26 protein-coding genes and 1 tRNA gene are annotated in these 22,425 nt (G+C 60.9%); 13 read left to right on the forward strand and 14 right to left on the reverse strand.

The window, feature by feature from the left end:
* Positions 1-55: 55 nt before the first annotated feature.
* The 11 genes from GC1_RS03135 to GC1_RS03185 form a co-directional block, all read right to left on the reverse strand.
* The gene (locus tag GC1_RS03135) at positions 56-1,372 is read right to left on the reverse strand and encodes a phage major capsid protein (RefSeq protein WP_019295499.1); all 1,317 of its coding nucleotides are present in this window, start codon (positions 1,370-1,372) and stop codon (positions 56-58) included.
* A gap of 95 nt (positions 1,373-1,467) precedes the next feature.
* Complete coding sequence (locus GC1_RS03140; protein WP_019295498.1) at positions 1,468-2,391, reverse strand: S49 family peptidase; 924 nt, start codon at positions 2,389-2,391, stop codon at positions 1,468-1,470.
* Positions 2,388-3,671 (reverse strand): phage portal protein, encoded by a 1,284-nt coding sequence (locus tag GC1_RS03145; RefSeq protein ID WP_019295497.1) that lies wholly within the window; start codon positions 3,669-3,671, stop codon positions 2,388-2,390. Before GC1_RS03145 ends, GC1_RS03140 begins: the two co-directional genes overlap by 4 nt.
* The gene (locus GC1_RS03150; protein ID WP_019295496.1) at positions 3,668-5,335 is read right to left on the reverse strand and encodes a terminase large subunit; all 1,668 of its coding nucleotides are present in this window, start codon (positions 5,333-5,335) and stop codon (positions 3,668-3,670) included. Before GC1_RS03150 ends, GC1_RS03145 begins: the two co-directional genes overlap by 4 nt.
* Positions 5,322-5,765: a P27 family phage terminase small subunit gene (locus GC1_RS03155; protein WP_019295495.1), complete on the reverse strand. Its 444-nt coding sequence runs from the start codon at positions 5,763-5,765 to the stop codon at positions 5,322-5,324. Before GC1_RS03155 ends, GC1_RS03150 begins: the two co-directional genes overlap by 14 nt.
* A 124-nt stretch (positions 5,766-5,889) precedes the next feature.
* On the reverse strand, positions 5,890-6,333 hold the full coding sequence (locus GC1_RS22990) for an HNH endonuclease (RefSeq protein ID WP_337589010.1): 444 nt from the start codon (positions 6,331-6,333) through the stop codon (positions 5,890-5,892).
* A 93-nt stretch (positions 6,334-6,426) separates the two neighbouring features.
* A complete protein-coding gene (locus GC1_RS03165) occupies positions 6,427-7,191 on the reverse strand; it encodes a hypothetical protein (protein WP_029204745.1) in 765 nt (254 codons plus the stop codon).
* Complete coding sequence (locus GC1_RS03170; RefSeq protein WP_019295492.1) at positions 7,188-7,802, reverse strand: hypothetical protein; 615 nt, start codon at positions 7,800-7,802, stop codon at positions 7,188-7,190. Before GC1_RS03170 ends, GC1_RS03165 begins: the two co-directional genes overlap by 4 nt.
* Before the next feature lie 249 nt (positions 7,803-8,051).
* Positions 8,052-8,672, reverse strand: a complete 621-nt coding sequence (locus tag GC1_RS03175; RefSeq protein WP_019295491.1) for a hypothetical protein — start codon at positions 8,670-8,672, stop codon at positions 8,052-8,054.
* Between the two features lie 50 nt (positions 8,673-8,722).
* Positions 8,723-9,829 carry a DNA cytosine methyltransferase gene (locus GC1_RS21840; protein ID WP_152614060.1) on the reverse strand — a complete coding sequence of 369 codons (1,107 nt, stop codon included), beginning with the start codon at positions 9,827-9,829 and terminating at the stop codon, positions 8,723-8,725.
* Between the two features lie 34 nt (positions 9,830-9,863).
* Complete coding sequence (locus GC1_RS03185) at positions 9,864-10,298, reverse strand: hypothetical protein (RefSeq protein ID WP_019295489.1); 435 nt, start codon at positions 10,296-10,298, stop codon at positions 9,864-9,866.
* Positions 10,299-10,891: 593 nt separating this feature from the next.
* Here GC1_RS03185 and GC1_RS03190 point away from each other — a divergent pair.
* Positions 10,892-11,092 carry a hypothetical protein gene (locus GC1_RS03190; protein ID WP_019295488.1) on the forward strand — a complete coding sequence of 67 codons (201 nt, stop codon included), beginning with the start codon at positions 10,892-10,894 and terminating at the stop codon, positions 11,090-11,092.
* Between the two features lie 101 nt (positions 11,093-11,193).
* Here GC1_RS03190 and GC1_RS03195 read toward each other — a convergent pair whose 3' ends face one another.
* Positions 11,194-11,517 carry a hypothetical protein gene (locus tag GC1_RS03195; RefSeq protein ID WP_019295487.1) on the reverse strand — a complete coding sequence of 108 codons (324 nt, stop codon included), beginning with the start codon at positions 11,515-11,517 and terminating at the stop codon, positions 11,194-11,196.
* A 319-nt stretch (positions 11,518-11,836) separates the two neighbouring features.
* On the opposite strand from GC1_RS03195, the gene GC1_RS22065 reads away from it, so the two are divergent.
* The 7 genes from GC1_RS22065 (at position 11,837) to GC1_RS03230 (ending at position 15,209) form a co-directional block, all read left to right on the forward strand.
* Complete coding sequence (locus GC1_RS22065; protein ID WP_082020144.1) at positions 11,837-12,097, forward strand: helix-turn-helix transcriptional regulator; 261 nt, start codon at positions 11,837-11,839, stop codon at positions 12,095-12,097.
* Between the two features lie 322 nt (positions 12,098-12,419).
* The gene (locus GC1_RS03205) at positions 12,420-12,689 is read left to right on the forward strand and encodes a hypothetical protein (RefSeq protein WP_019295484.1); all 270 of its coding nucleotides are present in this window, start codon (positions 12,420-12,422) and stop codon (positions 12,687-12,689) included.
* Between the two features lie 225 nt (positions 12,690-12,914).
* A complete protein-coding gene (locus GC1_RS03210) occupies positions 12,915-13,274 on the forward strand; it encodes a hypothetical protein (protein WP_019295483.1) in 360 nt (119 codons plus the stop codon).
* A gap of 147 nt (positions 13,275-13,421) precedes the next feature.
* On the forward strand, positions 13,422-13,700 hold the full coding sequence (locus GC1_RS03215) for a hypothetical protein (RefSeq protein WP_019295482.1): 279 nt from the start codon (positions 13,422-13,424) through the stop codon (positions 13,698-13,700).
* An 11-nt stretch (positions 13,701-13,711) separates the two neighbouring features.
* Positions 13,712-13,984 carry a hypothetical protein gene (locus GC1_RS03220; RefSeq protein ID WP_019295481.1) on the forward strand — a complete coding sequence of 91 codons (273 nt, stop codon included), beginning with the start codon at positions 13,712-13,714 and terminating at the stop codon, positions 13,982-13,984.
* A gap of 17 nt (positions 13,985-14,001) precedes the next feature.
* Positions 14,002-14,205, forward strand: coding sequence for a helix-turn-helix transcriptional regulator (locus GC1_RS22070; protein WP_036761839.1), 204 nt, complete (start codon positions 14,002-14,004; stop codon positions 14,203-14,205).
* Positions 14,199-15,209, forward strand: a complete 1,011-nt coding sequence (locus GC1_RS03230; RefSeq protein ID WP_019295479.1) for a site-specific integrase — start codon at positions 14,199-14,201, stop codon at positions 15,207-15,209. Before GC1_RS22070 ends, GC1_RS03230 begins: the two co-directional genes overlap by 7 nt.
* A 96-nt stretch (positions 15,210-15,305) precedes the next feature.
* Here the strand turns inward: GC1_RS03230 and GC1_RS03235 are convergent.
* Positions 15,306-15,390: transfer RNA gene (locus GC1_RS03235), tRNA-Leu, on the reverse strand.
* A gap of 219 nt (positions 15,391-15,609) precedes the next feature.
* On the opposite strand from GC1_RS03235, the gene GC1_RS03240 reads away from it, so the two are divergent.
* Positions 15,610-16,137, forward strand: a complete 528-nt coding sequence (locus tag GC1_RS03240; RefSeq protein ID WP_019295478.1) for a Hint domain-containing protein — start codon at positions 15,610-15,612, stop codon at positions 16,135-16,137.
* A gap of 3 nt (positions 16,138-16,140) precedes the next feature.
* On the opposite strand, the gene GC1_RS03245 is transcribed toward GC1_RS03240, so the two are convergent.
* Positions 16,141-17,895 carry an NAD(P)H-hydrate dehydratase gene (locus GC1_RS03245; protein ID WP_019295477.1) on the reverse strand — a complete coding sequence of 585 codons (1,755 nt, stop codon included), beginning with the start codon at positions 17,893-17,895 and terminating at the stop codon, positions 16,141-16,143.
* A gap of 169 nt (positions 17,896-18,064) precedes the next feature.
* Between GC1_RS03245 and GC1_RS03250 the strand changes: the two genes are divergently transcribed.
* The 4 genes from GC1_RS03250 (at position 18,065) to GC1_RS03265 (ending at position 22,115) form a co-directional block, all read left to right on the forward strand.
* The gene (locus GC1_RS03250) at positions 18,065-18,403 is read left to right on the forward strand and encodes a P-II family nitrogen regulator (protein ID WP_008554830.1); all 339 of its coding nucleotides are present in this window, start codon (positions 18,065-18,067) and stop codon (positions 18,401-18,403) included.
* 47 nt (positions 18,404-18,450) lie between these two features.
* Positions 18,451-19,857 (forward strand): type I glutamate--ammonia ligase, encoded by a 1,407-nt coding sequence (gene glnA / locus GC1_RS03255; RefSeq protein ID WP_019295476.1) that lies wholly within the window; start codon positions 18,451-18,453, stop codon positions 19,855-19,857.
* A 122-nt stretch (positions 19,858-19,979) separates the two neighbouring features.
* Positions 19,980-21,227 (forward strand): Hsp70 family protein, encoded by a 1,248-nt coding sequence (locus GC1_RS03260; protein WP_019295475.1) that lies wholly within the window; start codon positions 19,980-19,982, stop codon positions 21,225-21,227.
* 93 nt (positions 21,228-21,320) lie between these two features.
* On the forward strand, positions 21,321-22,115 hold the full coding sequence (locus GC1_RS03265; protein WP_019295474.1) for a lytic murein transglycosylase: 795 nt from the start codon (positions 21,321-21,323) through the stop codon (positions 22,113-22,115).
* Positions 22,116-22,425 lie beyond the last annotated feature (310 nt).

Below are 22,425 nucleotides of genomic sequence, written 5' to 3' on the forward strand. Positions count from 1 at the left end.
CTGAGAGAAGGTTTCACCCTGGCGGCAACCGCCAGGGCAGGTTTTCAAGCCGGGATTACAGAGACCAGCCGACGCCGTTCAGGCCCGCGATTGCCTCATCATGAGCCGGGGCCATGTCATGCTCCGCAATCGCCCGCATCAGCGTCAGGTCGTTCTGGAATGCCGAAATGGTGTTGCCGCCGGTATCCACGTAAGAGGCCTCAGTGCTCGAACCCAGGGTGATATCCATGGAGTCGCCGATCATGATTTCGCTGAATTCCGCGAAATAAATCTCGGTTTCGTCGCCACCGCCGCCCAGGTTGTCCGGGATCTGCGAGGTGGTCTTGATCGGCGCACCGTGCAGAGTGCCCTTTTCGTCGATCGACGGGAACACCTTGAAGCCATTGGCGCGCACAAGGCTGCCGAGGAAATTCTTGGTCGAAGCCCGCATAATCCAGCCCGGGTTGACCAGGCCGACATCTGCATCTTCCACCTTGCTCACACACCGCCGGATCGCGGCTTCAACAGCCGCAACATCGCTTGCAACCGCATCCTGCCAGTGATCCGCCAGCGCCCACTGCCGCAGGCCTTTCGGCAAATCGCCGGTTCCGTCGAAGCGCAGGAAGGCCAAGTCGTTTTTCAGGCCCATTTCCTTGAGGATCGCATCGCGCACCATCAGCGCGATCGACGCGCTGGAATGGCGCAGCAGCGAGTTGCCAACCGGCACCAGCGAGGTCAACTTACGGAACTTCTCTTCAACCTTGTCGAAAGTCGGTTCGCTTTCGGTGATCGCAGCATTCTCAGCGCCATAGCTGGCCGTCGGCGGCGTTGCCAGACGCGCATTGCGCAGCTCACCCGCGGGCAGGTCATGCACCACGGCCCCCGAGTTGCGGACAGTCACGCGCGGGCGCAGCAGGCCGATCACCGCCTCGCCCTGCGGGCGCGGCAGGGTCACACCGCCGGCACTTTCGGTGGCACCGGACAGCGCAGCAGAAATGGCGGTGTGGCCGTCCTTCTCCAAGCGCTCCACCGCCTTGTCGCGGTCACCCTTGGCGTTGATCAGCGCATGAGCCATGAAGCCAACTTCGATGGCCTCCTGGCCCGGCTGCTTGGGGCGGGCAGGAGCTGCGGGAGACGAACCACCTGCAGCGGCGCCGGTTTCGACTTCCGAGGTCGCAGTTGCCGCCTTGGCCGCTTCCACCGCCTCGGCACGCTGGACACTCGCCTGCGCCTTCTCGAATTCGGCTTTGGAAGCGTTGAAAGCAGCGACCGCGGCGTCAAAGTCTTCGGCCTTCGTATCGTCGGCGGCCTCCAAAGCCTCGATCGCCTTGGCCTTGGTTTCCATGTCTTCCGCCGCCGCCTTCATAACGCGGCGCAGATCGTTCAGGTCCATGTTGTTTCTCCTTGTCATGGAAGGCTGCAGGCACGCAGCCAGCTATCCCCGCCGCGAATGCGCAGGGTGATCACAGGCAAAACTGCCAGCGAATTTCAGTGGGAAGCTGCGGCCTTTGCAGCCTCTGCCTGCGCCAGGTAGGCGCGGGATTTCTGGCGCGGCTTGGGCGCGTACAGGCCGCCGATGCGCGCCATGAATTCCGGCACGGTTTCGATTGCATCAGCAAGGCCGCGCTCGATCGCATCCGGCCCCCAGAACACATCGCCGCCGTCGGCGTCGTTGTCTGTGCGGCTCATGCGGCCCGGCACATCAGCGGCGGCAATGCCGCGGCCCTCCGCCACCGCCGCCAGGAAATCCGCCTCCATGGTATCAAGCCGCGTCTGCGCCAGCTTCTGCCCTTCTTCCGTGGAAAGGTCCGGGCGCTTGGCCCCGGCGTGCTCCGAGGTCAGAATGAAATACTGAAACCCGCCCATGCCCGGCTGCACCGGCTGATCCGCAGTCATCATCGTGCCGACAGATCCCACCCAGGAACCCGGCGTCAGGCTGATATCGGTGCACTGGCTGACCACCCAATACCCCGCCGACGCGGCCAGGGGGTGCACAATCCCATGCACAGGCTTTTCCTTTGCAGCAGCCTTGACGGCTTCGACAGCAGCTTGAATGCCCATGACCGACCCGCCCGGCGTGTCATAGATCATTACGGTTGCCTGCACCTCATCGCTGGCAGTGACCTCGGCCATGGTTTCCGCAATGCCGTGGTAGGTGGTCCAGCCCAGGTAACGCTCCAGGAGGGCGGAATTGGGCGTCAGAACCCCCCGCACCGGGACAAAAGCAATTCCCCGGTGAACGGCGTAACGCTGGCCGCGCTCGATCGAAACCCCCTCTGCTGCGAGGGCCGTCATTGCTGCGGACAGTTCCGCCACCTCTTTCGGCAGATCCATCTGCAACGAAGGCAAGGCGGACTCATGGATGGCAAGCGGGCCGCTTCCGACCAGGGCGCCAATTTTCGGCTGGCTCATTCCTCTTTCCCCTTCTTCTGTTTGCTGTCGTCGCGGGTCATGTTCGGCGCCGGGTTCAGCTCGTCGCCTCCCTCAACAGGCGGCAGACCGATCATCCGGCGGCTTTCATTCGGCGTCTGAAACGGGCCGCCGGTAGCCCTGTTCAAAGCCTCATTGCGTTCTTTGACCGTCGGCTGCAGCAGCGCCCCGAAATCATGGCGCAGGAAAAACCCACGCTCACGCTCTCCGCGGGTCAGCACCGACAGCGCAAGCGTGGCCTCGGCCAGTCCAGACCAGTGCAGCAGGCAGTCGGTCAGGTAGTCGATCGCCTGCTGTTCGCCGTTTGCCTTCACTCCAAATTCCAGCATCTGCAGCTTGGAGGGCGGCATGCGGTAAATCGCTGCAAGCTGCTCGCGGTCAAACTTCCGGCTTTCCAGCAACTGCTGATCCGCCGCAGTCAGGTCCAGGCTCTTGATATCGTCATCAGGGCCGAGAACCGGAATTCCATCAGCACCCGGCTTAGTGACATGCGCCTTGATGTTGCGGGCGTTCCGCTCACGGTCTTCAGCACTTTCATAGTTGTCAGCCAGCTTAATCACGGCCTTGGTATGCCCGCCCGAAACCGACCGCGCCGCCGACTCCTGCCCGGCAAAAGCCAGACCGACGGTTTCACTTGCGACCTGCAGAGGGCTGCGGCCCGTCCAGCCGTCCAGCGCCATATAGCGCATATGCACCATGGACCGGCTTGGCACCCGGCGCAGCACACCCGCCCCGTCGGTGAAATCATAGAAGCGCTCCCGGCCAGCCCGCAGGACAGAGCAACTGTCCTGCAATGCAAGCTCGATCATTTCCAGCTCGCCGCCGCCATCGCGCGGCCCGTAGGCATAGGAATTGCCGCGCAGCGCCCAGGCATAAACAAGGCCGTACCGCATCAGTTTGGCCGGCACTCCGGGCGAGGATTCCACGTTCAGCAGGTAATTGGCAGGGTGCTCCCGCACGCGAACCTCCTGCCCATCCCCCATGCGCTGCCACAGCTTCAGCGGAACCTTGGACAGATCCCCGCCGAGGTTGTTGCAGCAGGCAAAGACCGTACCGTGCTGCTCCCCGCGCTGCGGCGTGACTCGCGGCAGCCGCTTGTTTGACGGAGCGCTGCCGCCGAACCCGATATCCGTCAGCCAGGGTTCAGGCTTGGACGTGCCAGAGGTTTCCGCTTGCGCCGACACCATAGGCGGCTCGACGCGCTCAGCTACCGGCGCCGCCTCGCTGGACGCACGCGAAATGTTGAACCCCAGCAGTTTCATACGATCAGGATATCCTGTGCTTTGCGTTTCTCTTCGCCCACCTCGGCGCGCCCCAGCGCCATGATGGCAGCAACAGCCGGATCGATCCGGCCCGTTGATTTTTTCTTGTTCGGCTTCACATTCTCAGCCGCATCCTGATCCAGCATCACATTGCCGACGGCCCAGGCCAGAACCGGGTTGCCGCCGTGACGGATGCGGTTGGTCATGACGCAGTTTTCAAGACGCTTGGTCGGCGCTGACATAGAAGCGTAGCCCTGGCCGTGCTCCAGAAGCGGGAAGCGCAGCCGGTCCAGCTCACCGGCCACATATTTCATGCCCCAGCGGTCATAGGCGACTTCCTGAATGTCGAACCGCTCGCGCAGCCATTTCATGCGCTCAATTATCTGATCTTCATCGATCACGCCGCCGCGGTGAACTTCCAGCCACCCCAGATCCCGCCAGCTCACATAGGCCCGGTTTTCGGTCTGCGCCCTGACCACGAAACCCTTTGGCCCCTCTGCAATGAACGAATAGGTGATCAGGTAGATCAGCCCATTCAACGGCACCGCAACAACGATCGAGGTCAAGTCTGTGGTTCGGCTCAGGTCCAGGCCGATCCACGCCTTGCGACCGTAGAGCATTTCCGGGTCAAAGGGCGCACACGCCTCGCCCTTGTCCCACACGTCGCGGGAAATCCAAGTCTGAGAGCCTTCAGTCCAGAGGTTCAGATGCAGACGCCGGAAGTTCGGCATCTTTGCCTGTATCACCGTCGCCTCATCATAGATCCGCTTGAACGCCTCGTGTTTGAAACTTACGCCCAAGTTCGGATTGCCCATCGCCCAGGCTGCCGGGTCGCCGGGATCGCAATCCTCCGGCGGCTCGGCGACATAGGCAAAGAACGCATCATCCTGCACGTCACCGCGCAGCACCTTTTCCGAATAGTCCCGCGTTTCACCGCAGATCGTGTTGCGGTCTGCGCCTGCCGTCGTAATTGCCCAATCGATCGGCTGCGCCCGTGCGATCATCGAGTTCACAACCACCTCTGCCAGTTCGCGGTCAGTCCAGCGGTGGACCTCATCGCGGGCAGCGAAATGCGGGTTGATACCATCCGCGGAATTGCCGTCGCGGCTAAGGCAGGAAATCACGCCGTTGCTGTGCGCAGTCGAGATTGAGTGCGACCAGACTTTCATAAGCTGGGCCAGCATCGGCGATGCCCGGACCATGCGCTTCAGTTCATTGAACAGCAGCTTTGCCTGATCCCGCGTTGTCGCGGCGCAGTATCCTTGCGGCGCCCCTTCCCCGTCAAAGGTCTGGGTGTAAAGCATCGGGATAGCCGTATCCGTGGTCTTCCCGTTTTTCTTGCCCACCTGGTGATAGGTTGACTTGAAGCGGCGCAAGCCTGATTCCCGGTGCTTCCACCCGAAGACAGAGCCGTGCCGGAACTGCTGCCAGGGCTGCAGCTCAAGCGGCTTCCCTGCCAGCTCTCCGGTTGTGTGCTGAATCAGCCCCGAGAAGTTCAAAACGCGGTTGGCAGCCTCGCAATCGAAGAACAGCCCGCGCTCTTCACCGGTTTCCAGATCCATCAGGTGGCGCTCGCAAGCGAGCCGCACCAGATCTCCGGCTATGATATCACCCTCTACAACCTCGGCAGCGTAGCGGCTGACAGGATGGTCAAGCGGATGCATTGCCGCTCAGCATGCGTTCAAGGTCGGCCAGAAGGTCACCCTGCCCGCCTGCACCCAAACGCTTTTCATCGACCGGCGACATGCCAAACAACGAGGATATCCGCTGCATAGTCGCTAGGGCATCGTTGCGCTGGGACCAAACAACCCGCCTCTTTTCCTGCTTGCCGTGGCGGCCTGTGGTCTCGAAGTAGGAACCCATCATTGCGATATCGCCAGTGAACCGGATGAAGTCAGCGCACGCCTCGCAGTAGGCGGCAAACAGATCCACATGATGCGGCTCCAGCCGTCCCTTTTGAGCGACAACCGGCGCCAGGCGTTCCCAGACTTCGCGCCCCTCAGAACTCATGAAGTCCGGGGCATCCGGCACATGAAACGGCGCATCACCTTTCATCGGAATGACGTTATCAAGGCTTGGTTTTGCGCCCTTCATATCCTTCTCCTTACACCTGCCTTCCCACTGAAACCGTGGTGAAAAAGTTCCAAATTCCCCCGCGCAAAAACTCAGGTATCACCGCCGGTTTGTACTATTGGGCGGTTATTTTCGAGATACCCCCCTATTGGTGGAACACCTCGCGCGCAGTCTTTCGGCTATGGCACCGATGGCAGAGCGACTGCCAATTGTTCCGGTCCCAGAACAGTTTCCGATCGCCCTTGTGCGGCTTGATGTGGTCAACGTCCGTTGCAGGCTCAACAACCCCCAATTCCTGACAGTCGACACACAGCGGGTTATCCCGCAGATAAGCCTTGGACGCCTTCACCCATCTTGGATTTGCATAGAGCTTGCGGGCAGCCAGGGCCGCGGGCGAGGTCTGCGCCTTTGCCCTCCGCGCCTTCAGCTTCTCCTGCCGGTCTGCCTCATGCCGTTCACAATGAGACAGACCGGGCAGCGCCAGATCTTCGCAGCCAGACGCCACGCAAACCTTCAGACGAGCCACAAGAACCCCACTGCCGGGCTTTCTCCGGCTGGCCGCATGACAACCTCCAATGTTCGAGAGCACCAAAGCAAAAGCGCCCGGCAGTTTCCTGCGGGCGCATTTCGTGATGATGCATATTCATTGGCACGCAGATGATGTAAGCGTCAAGCCCCTTTCTCACATAGCGAGCATTTGACCGCGCCGCACAGGCCCGGCCATGGCATCCAGCACACCGGCCAGCGCCCGCGTCACCGCCTTCACGTTGTCGCCGTTGACCGACCAATGATGCTTGCGAAGCACGTCGCTGATCGTCCTGTCATGCAGGCAGACCATATCCACTAGGACGCGGTTGCTGATGGCGCCGCGCGTGCCGCGCTTGGACGGACGCACCCGCCGCACTTCCATCGCAACCCCGTTACCAATGCGGCGGCGCAGCCGTTCAATCTCTTCCCGGTCGCGCAGCACCGCGTCAATGAACTCGCCACCCTGCCCGCTGCCGCCCGTGCGGATCGCCTCGACGGAGGAACAGCGCACGCCCGCGCTTTCGTACCGTTCCAGCAGATCCCGGTAATGGCGCCCCATGGCAACCTGACCAGGCGAGAACGGTGCAGGCTTTTTCTTCCGCGCTGCACTTGCGGCCATCACGTCAAAGGCATCGGCCATCTGCATCGCCTTGCGGCCCTCAAAGCCAGCGGGTTTCGCCTCATATTCTTTTTTGCCGGAAGGATAGAGCTGCACCGGCTCAAACACCCGGAAGGCACCGCGCGCCGGAGCATCCGGTATCCGGTCACCGCATTCCGCCGGCACATTCCCGCGGGCCTTCACTGCCTCGACCCGCGCCGCCTCTTCCTCTTCGCGAAGCCTGCGCGCCGCCAGGTATTCCTGTACGGGCGTCATGACCGCCTCACCATCTGCGGCCACTACTGCTACCTGCTCGCTCACGCTTGCACCCTTTCCTTCGTTCCAGCCCCATTGCGGGCCGCCTTGCCTTCCATCACCCACGCCTCGCACTTCTTCAGCGTGCGTTCATACCAGCGGACGAATTCCCCCTGGTCGTGGATATCCGGGAACCCGCGCGCCCGCCGTTCCATGATCTTCTGATATTCGCTGTTGAACTCGGCAGCCCGGCGCCGCACCCGGTCTTTCTCAGGCCCCTTTGCCGGGGGGCGCTTGTTGTCCCGCCAGAACAGGTATTCCGCCAGCAGCAGGCCATCCTGCATTGCCTCCGCCCCGGCACGCGACCGGAACCACCCCAGCAGCTCCGGCAGCTCATCAAGCGGGCGGTACTCCAGCGCCTCGGCCCAGCCCATCACCGTTGCCCGGCACGGCCAAAAGCATTTCGCCGCGCCTTCCCCCTTGGTCTGCAAGGACTGCTGCAGGGCAATCAGCCCCTTGTCGCTCATGTAGGCGATGGAGTCGGCCAGCCGGTCCAGCACGGCCCGCTGCTTGTCTTCCGGCGTCCCCTTCGGAAACCTGAAGCCCAGATCCTGCAGCGGCTGTATCACCAGCCTCCGCACCCGGGCGCGCTTGCTTTCGGTTTGGTCACTGCACATCTGCCTTCACCGCTCCTTTTTCTAAGCCTGTCCGACCTATCCACAGGCAGCCCGTTCCCGATGGCGCGACCCGTGAATATCTTTTCGTTTAATTTCGTTTCTTCTCTTTTCGACGGTCACAGAAACCGCGCAAAAAAAGGGACGACCGGAACAGAACACGGGAAATTCCGTGTTTTTTCGGGCATGTTCCGTAACTTTCCCGGAATATTCTGTTACCGTCACAGAATGCACAGATTGCAACAGGGCCGATCACGGGGCGCATTCCATCTGGAATTCATCTAAGGCGGAACGGATAAAGTCTTCTCGCCGCTGATTTCGCGGATAACGCTCTTCCAGCCAGTCGTTGAAGCGCTCAAGGAAGCCGGGAGCACGCAAAAGCTGGCCTGCGCCGATCCGACCCTCGATCATTACCCGAAGATCCTTAAGGCGCTTGTTGTATTTACGCTCTTCCTGATCCGCCTTGTTCTTCCGGTTCGACTTCAGCGCCTCGGCGGCCACCTCCAGCACAACCGGATGCGCCCAGCGGATTTCCGCGTTGTCGCAACGGACCCGGCGCCAGTTATGCAGCGGTGTAATCTTGCGCTCATTCAGCGCATGCCACTTCTCCAAGGGCAACCGCAGCTCATAGGCCAGTTGCTCATCATCGCAGGGCAGCGTGCCAATGGGCGTTTCATCCTGTGCAATGAAAAAGAGCTGCATGCCGTACCAGCCAACATCAGGATCTGCCTTCCGGCGGAACTCGCTGGCCCGCCAGCGCTTGAGGTTCCATTGCAGGAAGTAGTGCGAGTCCAGCCGATCACCGGCTGAAATCGGGTACTCTTCCAAATCCTCGGCATCGACCGGCTGCAGATGCCTTGCGAATGCACTCATTGCCCTGCCCTTCCTCTTGTTATCGTCTCAGCCCGCCCTGCAGCAGGCCGTCAAAGAAACTCACTTGTTCCGGCTCCGTCGGCACTTCTGCTGGCGGCTGCCAGATCCACGGGCCGCAGGCCGTGGGCAGCGCTGAGAGTGCGCCACGCATACGCCGCTGCCAGCGGGAAAACTCCGTTTCCGAGCAGCTTGAGAGCGCGTGTCCTCTGGGCCAGCCCATCAACCATTCGACAAAGAGAACGTTCAGCTTCCGCCGCCGCCATACCCCCCTTCGCAACCACCTGCGCAAGCTCACCAGCGCGACGCGCGAGGTCACCGAACGCAACAGTCGGCGCGAGGTCGGGCGCCATTGCCAGGACGGCAGACCAGCCTGGCATATCGCTTGGGGCGGGCGGGAAAAGACCTGCGCCATCCGTGGCAGCTGATCTAGACGTACCCGTGTTGACCCATCCGGATTCACACGGTGATAGGACATTCCTGGCGTGTCTTTCCCATCCCGGCTGGAAGGCGGCGGCCAACGGTCCGCGACTGTACTCAGACTGATCTGACTGCCTTTGGCTCCAGGCGTCCTGTTCTGGATACCCAGCCGGGCCTCGTGCGCTGCTGGCGTTGGCCAACGCCCGGCTGTTTTCCCGGCTGTAAGCGACAGTGAACCACCGGCAGCGCTCATGCGGCGCGCCTGTTTCTGCCGCTGTAATGAGGCCAGTTGAAGTCTTGAAGCCCATGTCGTGTAGTCTTCGCAGCACGGTTTCAGCGCCGCCTGTAACGTGCCCCCTGACGTTTTCGAGAAAGAGCCAACGGGGCTGGATTTCCTTCGCAAGCCGCTCGACCTGGGGCCACATCCATCGCGGGTCATTTTCGAGCATCCGCTTTCCGGCGTAGCTCTCCCCTTGGCAGGGGTATCCGGCAAGGATCGTGTCGATTGCCCCGCGCAAGGGGCGTCCGTCAAAGCTGGTGATGTCGTCCCAGATTGGAGCAGGCGCGAAGTATCCGGCTTCCTGTGCTGCAATGAGGATGTTTTGCGGGTATTTTTCCCACTCGACAAAGCATCGCGTGTGGAATCCCGGCTCAGCGAGCATGAGCCCCATATCAAGGCCACCGCCGCCAGCGAAGAGCGACAATCCGTTCCGGGGACGTAGATCCAACCCATCGGTCAACACCCCGCTCCCTTCCGCTGCCAAGGGTCAGCCATCAGACGCCCCCATCCAGCAGATAGACAGGCTTGTGATCCCTCAACGCCAGGCACACTGTGTGCCACACACACGCAGACCGCTGCCAACCCGGAACCGGCGGAACGATCACCAAATCAGAATAACGCAGCACCTTTTCCGGCTCCGGCGCGTCCCGCCCGGCCTCGAAGGCCAGATAGGCCGGAGCCAAAGGCAGCAAACCTGCCGCCGCTGCCCGTTCCATCCAGATCATGGCCGCATCAGACGCCAGACCAGGACCGCCGCAGACACTTGCGAAAGGTGTAGCGACACAGGCCAGCTTGCCGCGCGCTTCCGCAGCGACCTCGGCCAACCCAACCCGGCGGCGCAATTGGCCGACAGGCTTCCAGAACCACCCCAGCCAAAGCCAATCCGGTTCCGCAGGAAAATCAGCAGCGATTTCAGCCAAGTCACGCATTAATCGCCCCCGCGGAAAAAGGGGCGCACAGCGAGGTAACCGCTGCGCGCCCTAGACCAACAGGGAGGGATTTGGGGGCTGCTTGCAGGTACACCTGCCCCCGGTAGGCGTGTCCAGGGGCGCTGCCACGCCCCCGCACCTGCAGCATTTCCGTATAAAATGAGGTCGGCGAAGAGAGCCGCAAGCTGACGCCAACAAGATGCAAATTCTGAAATTTTTGGCACACCGGACTGCGGAGTGCTAACAAAGCAGTTCCCCACACCGCAATGAAACCCAGAAAATTCCCCTGCGAATGCAACGATATGTGGGACATTCCCACATTTCATCCACAAATACTTGCGGCTTTCACCCCATAGAGAGGGTTGCCCTGCGGCGGTTACATACTCAGAATTATGAATGCCGGGGCGGCGATTCGCAGTCGCCACCCCAGCTGAGGAAACCGCACCCTTAAGCAAAGCGCGGTACCACCGGACCGCGGGCAAAATACCACTCCTGCCCAATGCGGTCCCACCAGCCACTAGCGAGGTTAAGCCATGGCTGATTTGTTTGGGGAAGGACCCCCATACGAAAGACACCCTATCACAGGTGTCAAAATGAACGTCATCACACTCAAGCGACGCGCACTCTCGTTCGCTGAGGCTGTTACAGCCCATGTGATGCGCCTGCAAGGCGTTTCCTATACGGATATCGTTCACAGACTCGGAACCAACGCCAACAGAATTGGCGAGGTTTTTAGGGGCGATGAGCACCCCGAGGCAGTAGACGAAGCCATCAGGCTTCTGACCGCCAGGTAAACTGGCATGTTTCACCAGGGAGGGGGTGACCTGTCGAGCGGCGGAGGAATTCGCCGCTCGATCTTTTTTCTGGCTTCGGAGGAACGAACCTTGGCTCGGCATCACGCCGCCCTCGCCAGTTCATTACCGAAAAACTCAGCCACGCCCGGATCGGTCAGCATGATCAACAGCGCGATATGGCTAGCCGGGGCGGTCACCGCGCCCCACCAGTTCAGCGCTGTCTGAAAGCTCACATCGCAAAACAGCGCAACCTCGCGCGGGCTGCGGAACCGAGCGCGGAAGTAGGCCGACCACAAGTCAGGTGCAGCAGCCTTCAACGCAAAGGGGTCAAACTGATTTGACCAAGACTTTTGACCGGCTGCCGCGCCACGCTCACCGCATGTCACATCATTGTTCACAATCAAGGTCAGGCGGGGGCGGCTCATGCGGCGTCCTTTCCGCTTGCGTCCGGGTGCCCCTTGAAAAGATGTTCAGGGACCTCAATTCCATGCTTTTCACAGTAGCTTCGAACAGCCCAAAACCAGTGCGCGGGAAAAAGCCCCACACGTTTCGCGCGTGTCACCAACTGCACCGAGAACCCAGTTTCCTTTTGAAACTGCACCCGGTCGGCGACATCAAGAAAGTTGGCAACTGTTTCAGTTCTGCTCTCAGCACTCATGCGCCAAGTAACTACGCATTTTGCGTAGGAAGTAAATACGCAAATTGCTCAGTGCCGCAATTCAGCTTCAACGGTAGAAATTGACCATGCTTGAAGATCAAGAAGACAACATTGAAGCAGTCGCAGCCCGGCTGAAACGCGTGCGCGAAATTCTGGGACTCACTAAGAAAGAGTTCGCAGAACGCGCAGGCATGACCGAACAGACGTACGGACCGTTTGAAAATGCGCGGCGCGAACTTTCCCTAAGCGCCGCAAAAAAACTTCGAAAGTGCTACAGCTTACCACTTGAGTTCATGTACTTTGGAAAGATCGAAGATTTGCCCACCAGGATCTCGAGGGAACTGTAATCCAGTCCTTCCGTGACGTCTGCCCAGAAGTCCAACGGCAGGCCCGACCTGGCTCGCGCCTCTTTTAACAACCGCAATAACTTTTCTTCGTTCATATTCATTTGCCTAAGTCCGCATAAATTGCGCGAAAGTTGGGGGACTTCATCAAATGAAGCCCTCGCCAGCACGGCAGAATCCCCAACCTCAGAATCCCCCGCAGGCAATAGCCATACACAATGGTAAATCCCGCGCTAACACAAACTATGCATATTGCTTAGTTTTACACTTGACCTACGCAATTTGCTTAGTTTATCGGTATCCCTATCAACCGATGGAGGATTGAATGCAAGACATGAACAACACCGCCCGACAGATCGTCGGCTCACCGGAACACTACCTGGACGATACCAGCTTGTTCACCCAGGCCTGGGCCGCCATGAAGGCCGCCCGCGGCCAGGGCTTTGACCCGGCACGACTGCGCGCAGCCCACCTGATCGACCGCCCCGAACCTGCGCCGGAACCGACCGACCAAACCCTTGCGCGCGTCGGTGCCAAGGTACGCGCACTCATTGCGGAGAAGAACATCCCGGTGCAGCACCGCAATGCTGCTTGACGCACAGGCCGCCTCCGCCACCGGAACACCGACCGAAACCGGAAGATCCGGCAGATCGCACCCAAGGGCACCACCCACCACCAAATAGCCAAGAGCGGCGCGTGACGGAGGATTGACGCGCCGCTTTTCCTTGAGGTTTCGCGCCCGTCTTGCGGCGCGGATCAGCGCGGGCGGCGCAGTCCTCCAAACAATCCGCTGCCCGCGCACCTTTTCCTAGGACACCCCATGCACAACTCCGGCCCCTGCACCTTTCAGGAACTCTACTCCGTTGAACGCAACATGCGCGCCCGCTGCCGGTTCGGCCAGGCGATGCTGCTGCAGGAACTCGGCGGCAAGATCACTCCGGCCAGCACTGAAGCCAGCGATCGCTTCGATTACGAAACCACGCGCTGGCACGCATCGCTGCTGGGCGTTTGCGCCTCAGGAAATGACCTGTCCGAAACGTTGAACGCATGGATGCGAGCCGCCCAGAGGCGCCTAAGAAACGACTTCACCCGCCGCGCCACCGATGGCCGACCGGATTGTCCTTACAACGGCGCGGCAATGCTGCCGCCTGACAGGACACGAGTTGCCGAGGCCACTTGAAACCTGCGCCTTAGCACACTGGCCGGGGGCGCACTTCAAGCCGCCCCCGGCTCTTTCCAGAAAACGAACCCCGCCAGATCCGCCGGGCGCGGCAAAGTCCACCACTCACGCCGCCGCGCCGCGCCCGCCCTGCAGAAAGTCAAGCCAATGCCCACGGAACAGAAAAAGCGCTTTGAGGATCTGCCGCCATCGACACAGGCAGGCATCCTCTGCAATGACCCGCGGTTTCAGACCTTCGCAGCCCAACGCTGCGGCTACCCGGACAAGCAGCTTACCCAGGGCGGCGCGGCGGAATACGTCCGCCAGATCTGTAAGGTCAGCAGCCGCTGCGAGCTGCTGCACGACCAAGCCGCCGCCGACCGCTTCCAGGCCCTGCGCACAGAATTCGACGCATGGACCGGCAAACTCGCAACCCCTTTCCGGTGATTGGAGCGCTCATGCAAACCGCAACAGATACTGCTGCCCGTGTAGCTGGAACAGATACACAGAACGGATCAAAAAAGGGCCGCAAACCACTGGCAAAGGTTGAACTTTTCGGCATCAGGGCGCTGTGGCTGCACTTTGCGGATGAAATGGACTTGCGCCGCCTCGCAAAGCTGCACGTCCGCATCCGGGTGAAAGAGCGCGCCTTGCACGACCTGAAAGAAGAACGCCGCCAGATCATGCGCAAATGCACCCGCCGGATGCAGCGCGCCCAAGGCAAGAACTGAAGCAGGAGGCTGATTCCGTGGCTGCAGCAAACCAAATCCTAGCGCGAGAAAGCACGGCGGCTAAGATGCTGGATATGCCGCTCAAGGAATTCCGCGCCTTGGTGGCAGCCGGGAGCCTGCCCAAGCCGGTTAAGATCGGCGGCAAATTAGAGCGCTGGTCCGTGAAACAGCTTGAGGCAATCAGCTCAGGCGCCATGCTGAGTGAAGATTTCGAATGGTAAAGAAGAACTCAAAACCTTACCTGGCCCGGATCCCACGCGGCGGAAAGGACTACTGGTATTTTCGCAAGGGCAAAACCCTGATCCGTCTGCCTGACGACCCGGACAGCGAGGAATTTGACCGTGAATACTGGGCCATCAGGTCCGGCCAGCACAAGGCGACGGTTAAAACCACCTTTGAAGCACTGATCACCAGCTACTACCAAACGCCACGCTTCAAGGGGTTGAAGCCAGGCACAAAGGCAGAATATCGCCGCACGCTGGAATTGCTCCGCGAAAAGAATGGCCCGAAGGACTTCACTAAACTGCGCCGCAAACACGTTATCGCAGCGCGAGACAAGTATGCAGACCAATGGCGCAAGGCGAATGCCATGGTCGAACAGCTTTCGATTCTGGCCCGCCACGCCATTGATCTGGAATGGATCACCGCCAACCCCGCCCAAGGCGTCGAAAAGCTGAAGGGCGGAAGCTATGAAGCCTGGCCGGAGCCAAAGCTGTCGGCATATGAGCGCTACTGTGAACAGCATGGGCTGACAATTGCGCGCGCGATTTATGAGCTGTGCATCGGCACGGGGCAGCGCATTGGTGATGTGGTTGCCATGGAGTGGGTACACTTCCAAGGCGGCTATATGGACGTTGTGCAGGAGAAAACCGGCGCCCGGCTTTCGATCTTCTGCCCAGAGCGCTTACAGACCTTCCTGGAGCGTTTGCCACGCAACGGAAAACACATCTTGGCGAAGAACCTGACGCAGCACATCAGCAAACGGCGCGCGCAAAGCCTTGTGGCCGAAGTCCGCAAGAAGATCGAGGCCGAGGGCTTTGTTATCCACGGCTGGCGCTACACCGCCGCGAAAGAGCTGGCAGAGGCAGGCTGCTCAGACACGGAAATCCAGTCCGTGACCGGCCACAAATCGCTGGAAATGGTGAAGAAGTACCGCCAGCAAGCCAGGCAAAAACAGCTCTCAAAGACAGCACAGCTGCGCCGGAACAGAACAAAAACAGAATAAGAACAGATTCCAGAGTGTAAAACAAAGTGTAAAACACTCTGGATCAAGGGCGAAGTGCAGCCCCGTACCAATCAAATTTTCCACTTAAAATCAATATGGTGCGGGTGAAGGGACTTGAACCCCCACGCCTTGCGGCGCCAGAACCTAAATCTGGTGCGTCTACCAATTCCGCCACACCCGCACTTGCGCCGGGCAAGCCCGCCGCGTGACGCGCTGAATAGCAAAGCTTGGCGGGGGATGCGAGGGGAAATCGTGCCTGAAATGCCATTGTGCAAAACGGCAACAATCCGTCCGGAATATCGCAACAATCGGCGGGTTTTCGCGCAAAAGGGCTGGGCGCGGAATCCGCTTGTGCGGTAGTTTGGGAAAAAAGTCTGAGGCAGACACAGCGAGCAACAATATGAAACCTTTTGGAAATGCGGCCCTGCGCGCGCAATTGGCGATGCGTGTCCAGGCACAGCCCCGGCGTCTGTATCAAGGCAGCCAGAACATCAGCCTTTTGCGCGGCACCATCGTGCTGACCCGCGAGGGCGAGCGCGCGGCTGAAGAGCTCAAATCCGGGGACAGCCTGATCACCCGCACGCAAGGAATGGCGCAGGTGGAAGGGGTGCGGACCCGCCGCGCAATGCTGCAGGCGGTGTGTTTTGCAGCCGGTTCGCTGGGCGACATGCGCGCCGACAGCGATCTGGTGGTGCCCTGGGATCAGCGCATCCTCGTGCGCGACTGGCGCGCCAAGGCGATGTTCGGCCAGCCGCAGGCTGTGGTGCCGGCCTATGAGCTGGTGGATGGCGAATTCATCCGCGACCTGGGCCTGCAGATGATGGATCTGACGGTGCTGGAGTTCTCCCGCCCGCATGTGATTTATGCAGGCGGATTGGAACTGGCCGCAGCCGCCGCGCCGCAAGAGGACCTGCGCCCGGCAGCCTGAGCCTTAGAGGCCCAGTTTGCGGAACACGGCGGGGATCTGCTCCGGCAGGTCCTCGGCGATCAGGCCGGGGCCGAACTCCAGCGCGCATTCGACGTGGATATAGGCGGCGGTCTCTGCTGCCTGCATCGGACCGAAACCGCGTGCCATCAGCCCGGTGATGAAGCCTGCCAGCACGTCACCCGATCCGGCAGTGGCGAGCCAGGGCGCGGAGCGCTCGTAATGGGCGGAATTGACAGAACAGCGCCCGTCCGGCGCGGCAATCACCGTGTCTGGTCCCTTGAACAATACCACGCAGCCTGCGCGTTTGGCGGCCTCGCGGGTGGCGTCGACCTTGGAATAGGCGGGGCCGGTGGTGGCGGGCGCGTTCAGTTTTTCTGCCAGGTCCGGGAACAGCTTGGCAAATTCGCCGCCATGCGGGGTGAGGACGCAGTTCTCATGCAGCAGGTCGAACAGCGCTTGCGGCTTCAGCTCAAACCTTGTGAGCGCATCGGCATCCAGCACAGTGGCGCGGTTTTCCTTCAGGACCGCCATCACCACTGCCTGCGTGTCGGCGCCGCGCCCGAGGCCCGGGCCGAGGCAGACCGCGTTGAAACGTTCGTCCTCCAAGAGTTCGCTGACCCCATGCGCGCCGTCGATCTGGCGCAGCATGATGGCGGTCAGATTGGCGGCGTTTTCGAACATTGCCGAGCGCGGCGAGCCGACGGTGACCAGCCCGGCCCCGATCCGCAGCGCGCCGCGGGCGGCGAGACGCGCCGCGCCGGTTTTGCCATGGCCGCCGGAGAGGACGAGGGCGTGGCCATGGGTGTATTTGTGATCGAAGTTACCATTTTTTTTCAACGACCCGCCGGGCCAGGCGATTGAAGTCGCCTTTTTACTTCGGCGATCAATGTCGAGAAGCTGAACTCCCCTATCACCTTGTTTCAGAAGAAGATGAGCAGGATGCCGATCCTCTTTTCCAAGCCCGATATCCGCAACGACTACTTTGCCCAGACCGCCATCCAAGCCGTGAGCAATCTTTCGGCGATGAAAAGTGACTGTAAGGTCAGAGCGCAGGAGACGACGTGAGGCATCGTTCTCCCACCAACTCCACTTTTCCTCCAAATCCTTCTCTTCATTTCCGGTTTCCGTAGGCGCCTCCGGAAGGAGGAACTTCCCGCTGTCGCAATCAAGACCGGAGGGGCAATCAAGCGCCACCCGGTAATAAGGAACGCGCCACCGGTGAACACCACCGACATCGCGCATTTCCAAACAGTGATGCGCGTTAGCCAACTCCAGCGGAATGGCGCGTGACAGCCCGGTCCCAAACATTGCATCCAGCAGCAAAACAGGCCTTGGCCCCTTTCCCACGGCTTCGGCCGTCAGGTCTGCCACCTCTCCCAGCTCCCGCCACCGCTCATAATTCACCTTCGCATCCGGCGGCAGCTTGTCCGGGTCTCCATACAGAAACGCCTCCACCTTCCAGCCGCGCGCCTTCAAGAGCCGCGCTACCACAAAGCCGTCGCCGCCGTTGTTACCCGGCCCGCACAGCACCACCGCCCGGCGCGGCGTTTCATCTTTCTGCAAATACTCCGGGGAGCGCGAGGGGCTGGCCCCTCGCTCGGCTTCAACAGGCTCCGCCAGTTCCGGCCACTCTTCGAAGATGGCCTCGACCACCCCCTGCCCGGCCCGCTCCATCAGCTCCAGCCCGGTCACCTCGCCGGACGCGATGGCGGCCTGCTCAATCGCCCGCATCTGGGCTGCGGTCAGCAGTTCGGTCATATTTTGCCCTTCCCCGATTCAATTCTGCGCATTTTCCGGGCGCAGTGCTTAATTTTTAGGCAGACCCGATCAAATCCTGCCCGCAATTGCCGCAGCCGCAGCCTCCTGCATTGCTGCCTTCATTTAGAAGTGAAATGACACCCCCAACAAGCTTGCGAGGAGCCCAGGCATGAAAAAGATCGAAGCCATCATCAAGCCTTTTAAACTGGATGAGGTGAAGGAAGCGTTGCAGGACGTCGGCGTCCAGGGTCTTTCCGTTATCGAGGTCAAGGGCTTTGGCCGCCAGAAGGGCCACACCGAGCTCTACCGCGGCGCCGAATATGTGGTCGACTTCCTGCCCAAGGTAAAGGTCGAGGTGGTGCTGGACGACGATCAGGTCGACCAGGCAATCGAGGCCATTGTCGATGCCGCCAAGACCGACAAGATCGGCGACGGCAAGATCTTTGTCTCGCCCGTCGAGCAAGCGATCCGCATCCGTACCGGCGAGACCGGCCCGGACGCGCTGTAAACGAATTCAACGAATATCCTGACATCTAAATCAGAAGGACCGAGGGAATGAGCGCAGACGCAGTTCTCAAGCAACTCAAAGACGAAGACATCGCCTATGTCGACATCCGTTTCACCGACGTGCGCGGCAAGCTGCAGCACGTGACCGTGGACGTGGACCTGGTGGACGAAGACTTCCTGGAAGAAGGCTTCATGTTCGACGGCTCCTCGATCGCCGGCTGGAAGTCGATCGAAAACTCCGACATGAAACTGATGCCGGACACCACCTCCGCCTACATCGACCCGTTCTATGCCGAGAAGACCCTCTGCATCCATTGCTCCATCGTTGAGCCCGACACCGGCGAGAGCTACGAGCGCGATCCGCGCGGCACCGCCCAGAAGGCGGAAGCCTATCTGAAGTCCTCCGGCATCGGCGATGTGGCCTACATGGGTCCGGAAGCGGAATTCTTCCTGTTCGACGACGTGCGCTACTCCAACACCATCAACAAGGTGTCCTACGAGGTTGACGCAACCGACGGCTCCTGGAACACCGACGCTGAGTTCGAAATGGGCAACATGGGCCACCGCCCGGGCCTGAAGGGCGGCTACTTCCCGGTGAACCCGACCGACGAAGCGCAGGACCTGCGTTCCGAGATGCTGTCGACCATGAAGCGTCTGGGCATGAAGGTCGACAAGCACCACCACGAAGTGGCGTCCTGCCAGCACGAGCTGGGCCTGATCTTTGACTCCCTGACCAAACAGGCGGACGAGCTGCAGAAGTACAAATACGTGATCCACAACGTGGCGCACGCCTATGGCAAGTCGGCAACCTTCATGCCGAAGCCGATCTATGGCGACAACGGCTCCGGCATGCACGTCAACATGTCGATCTGGAAAGACGGCAAGCCGCTGTTTGCAGGCGACAAATACGCCGACCTGTCCCAGGAAGCCCTGTATTTCATCGGCGGCATCCTGAAGCATTCCAAGACCCTGAATGCCTTCACCAACCCGTCCACCAACTCCTACAAGCGCCTGATCCCGGGCTTTGAAGCACCGGTTCTGCGCGCTTACTCCGCCCGCAACCGTTCGGGCTGCGTGCGTATTCCGTGGACCGAAAGCCCGAAAGCCAAGCGCGTCGAGGCCCGTTTCCCCGATCCGGCGGCGAACCCCTACCTGTGCTTTGCCGCGCTGCTGATGGCCGGCCTGGACGGCATCAAGAACAAGATCGATCCGGGCGAAGCCATGGACAAGAACCTGTACGATCTGCCGGCCGAAGAGCTGGAAGGCATCCCGACCGTCTGCGGCTCCCTGCGTGAAGCCATGGACGCGCTGGCGGCCGACCACGACTTCCTGCTGCAGGGCGACGTGTTCACCAAAGACCAGATCGACGGCTACATCGAGCTGAAGATGGAAGAGGTCCACAAGTACGAGCACACCCCGCACCCGGTTGAGTTCGGCATGTACTACAGCTGCTAAGCTGACAGACCAGACACGGAAAGGGCGTCCCTCAGGGGCGCCCTTTTCAATTGGCGGCCTTGCTCTTGGGGCAGGCATTCCGTATTCAGCGCGGCTCAGCTTGGCAGACAGGAGCCTGCGCAATGACCGCCCCGAACACCCTTGGCATAGACTTTGGCACCTCCAACTCGGCCGCCGGCATTGCGGTTGCGGGCCGCCCCTGGCTGGTGGAGATGGAGCCGGGCGAGCAGACGCTGCCCACCGCGGTGTTCTTTGAGGAGGGCAGCCGCACCATGCGGATCGGCCACAGCGCCACGCGGGCGCTGATCAATGGCGACGAGGGCCGGTTCATGCGGGCGCTGAAAAGCCTGCTGGGCACGCCGCTGCTGCAAGAAGAGCGGCGGCTGGGCGGCGAGCGGCTGAGCTTTGCCACCCTGATCGCGCGGTTCCTGGCGGAGATGAAACGGCGGGCCGAAGCAGCAACGCATATGGAGTTCACCCACGCGCTGTCGGGGCGGCCGGTGCGGTTTCATTCCAAGGATGAAGACCGCAACGTGCAGGCAGAAAAGGACCTGCGCGCCTGCTATCTGGCAGCCGGATTTCAGGATGTTCTGTTCATGCATGAGCCCGAGGCAGCGTTGCGCGCCGCTGCACCGGCGCCGGGTCTGGGGCTGATTGTTGATATCGGTGGCGGCACCTCTGACTTCACCGCGTTTGAACAGGGGAAAGATGGGGCAACCCGCATCCTCGCCTCGCACGGGGTCCGGCTGGGGGGCACAGATTTCGACCGGCAGCTGAGCATTCGCCATGTGATGCCTCTGCTGGGCCGGGGCAGCCAGATCCGAAACAGCTTCGGCGGCGGGACCCTGCCCGCGCCGAACCGGCTGTTCAACGATCTGGCCACTTGGCAGATGATCCCCTTTCTCTATGCGCCGGAAAGCCGCCGCGCAGCAAAGGATCTGGCCGCCAATGCAGTGGAGCCGGAGAAACTGGCGCGGCTGGTGGACGTTCTGGAGGATGAGCTGGGCCACGAGCTGGCCTTTGCCGTTGAGCACGGCAAGATCCGCGCCAATGGCACTGATGCGGCGGCTCAAATTGACCTGAAGCTGCTGGAGCGCGGGTTGTCTGTGCCGCTGGATGCCGCTGGAATGACCCAGACGCTGATGGAGCAGACCGCGGCCATTGGCACCTGCGCGGCTGAGACCCTGGCGCAGGCCGGGATTGAAGCGATGAACGTGGAGCGGATTGTTCTGGTCGGCGGCTCTTCGCTGTTGGCCGCGGTGCAGGCGGAAATGCGCGCGCTGTGCCCAAATGCCCGGCTGGAAACGGGAAATGCGATGACCGCGGTTGCGGACGGGCTGGCTCTGGCCGCGGGAACGGCCTTTGCCTAGGCAACTGGGAAGCAATCACGGCTTTTCCCGTTAGACATGCGCTGCCGGCGCGTTAGGCTGCAAGTCACGAGTCACATTTCGAGAGATTACTTCATGCGCCGTCTGCTGGCCCCTGCCCTGATTTCCGTCCTGCTTGCTTCCCCTGCTATTGCCGCCACCTGCGGCAATACCTCTGCCGGGTTTGATGCCTGGAAACAGGCGTTCAGCGCCGAGGCCCAGCGGGCGGGCGTGCGCAAGGCGGGACTGCAGGCGCTAGCCAATGCGCAATATGCGCGCCGCACCATTTCGGCTGACCGCAATCAAAAGAGCTTCAAATACTCGCTGGAAAAATTCATGCAGATCCGCGGCTCCGCCACCATCGTGGCGCAGGGCCGCAAGCGCAAGGCGCGCAATCGGGATTTCTATGCCGCGCTTGAACGCAAATACGGTGTGCCGGCAGGTGTGCTGATTGCCATCCACGGAATGGAAACCGCCTTTGGCAATTACATGGGTGACAGCCAGGTGGTGTCTGCCATCGTGACGCTGACCTATGACTGCCGCCGCTCCGACTTCTTCCGCCCGCATGCGCTGGGGGCGCTGAAGCTGGTGGATCAGGGTGCCATCACGCCGGGCACGCTGGGCGCCAAACACGGCGAGCTGGGCCATACCCAGTTCCTGCCCGGCAATGCGCTGCAATACGGTGTCGATTGGGACGGCAATGGAAGGGTGGATTTCTACAACATGGGCGATGCGCTCGCCTCCACCGCCAACTACCTGCGCCAGAAGGGCTGGAAACCCGGCAAGGGCTACCAGCAGGGCGAGCCGAACTACCGGGTTCTGAAGGAGTGGAATGCCGCCACCGTGTACCAGCAGTCGCTGGCGATCATGGGTCGCCAGATCGACGGCTGAGCACACCTGGCCAGCAACGGTTGTAAGTTTCAGCGCCCGCCCTCTGGCGGGCGCTGGGCGTTTCCGTCCCAAGGGTGAAAAACAGTCGGTGCGATTCCCGCGTCATTGTAGGCCTTGGGGCATCAATGTGACCGCAAGCCGCCACAGTTGAGCCGCAATCCAGCCACCGGACACGGGGAATTTCCAAATTATTTGTTTAAATTCAGAGCGATGCATCCTGCCGCAATTCAACGCGGTCCGGCGCGCCCGGGCTCAGAATATTGTCCAGGCCCGCCCCACTTTTAACTAGTTCAAATTTTATTGTTTCTCT

This window comes from Leisingera sp. ANG1 (assembly GCF_000203975.2).
In the GTDB taxonomy this organism is placed as follows: Bacteria; Pseudomonadota; Alphaproteobacteria; order Rhodobacterales; family Rhodobacteraceae; genus Leisingera.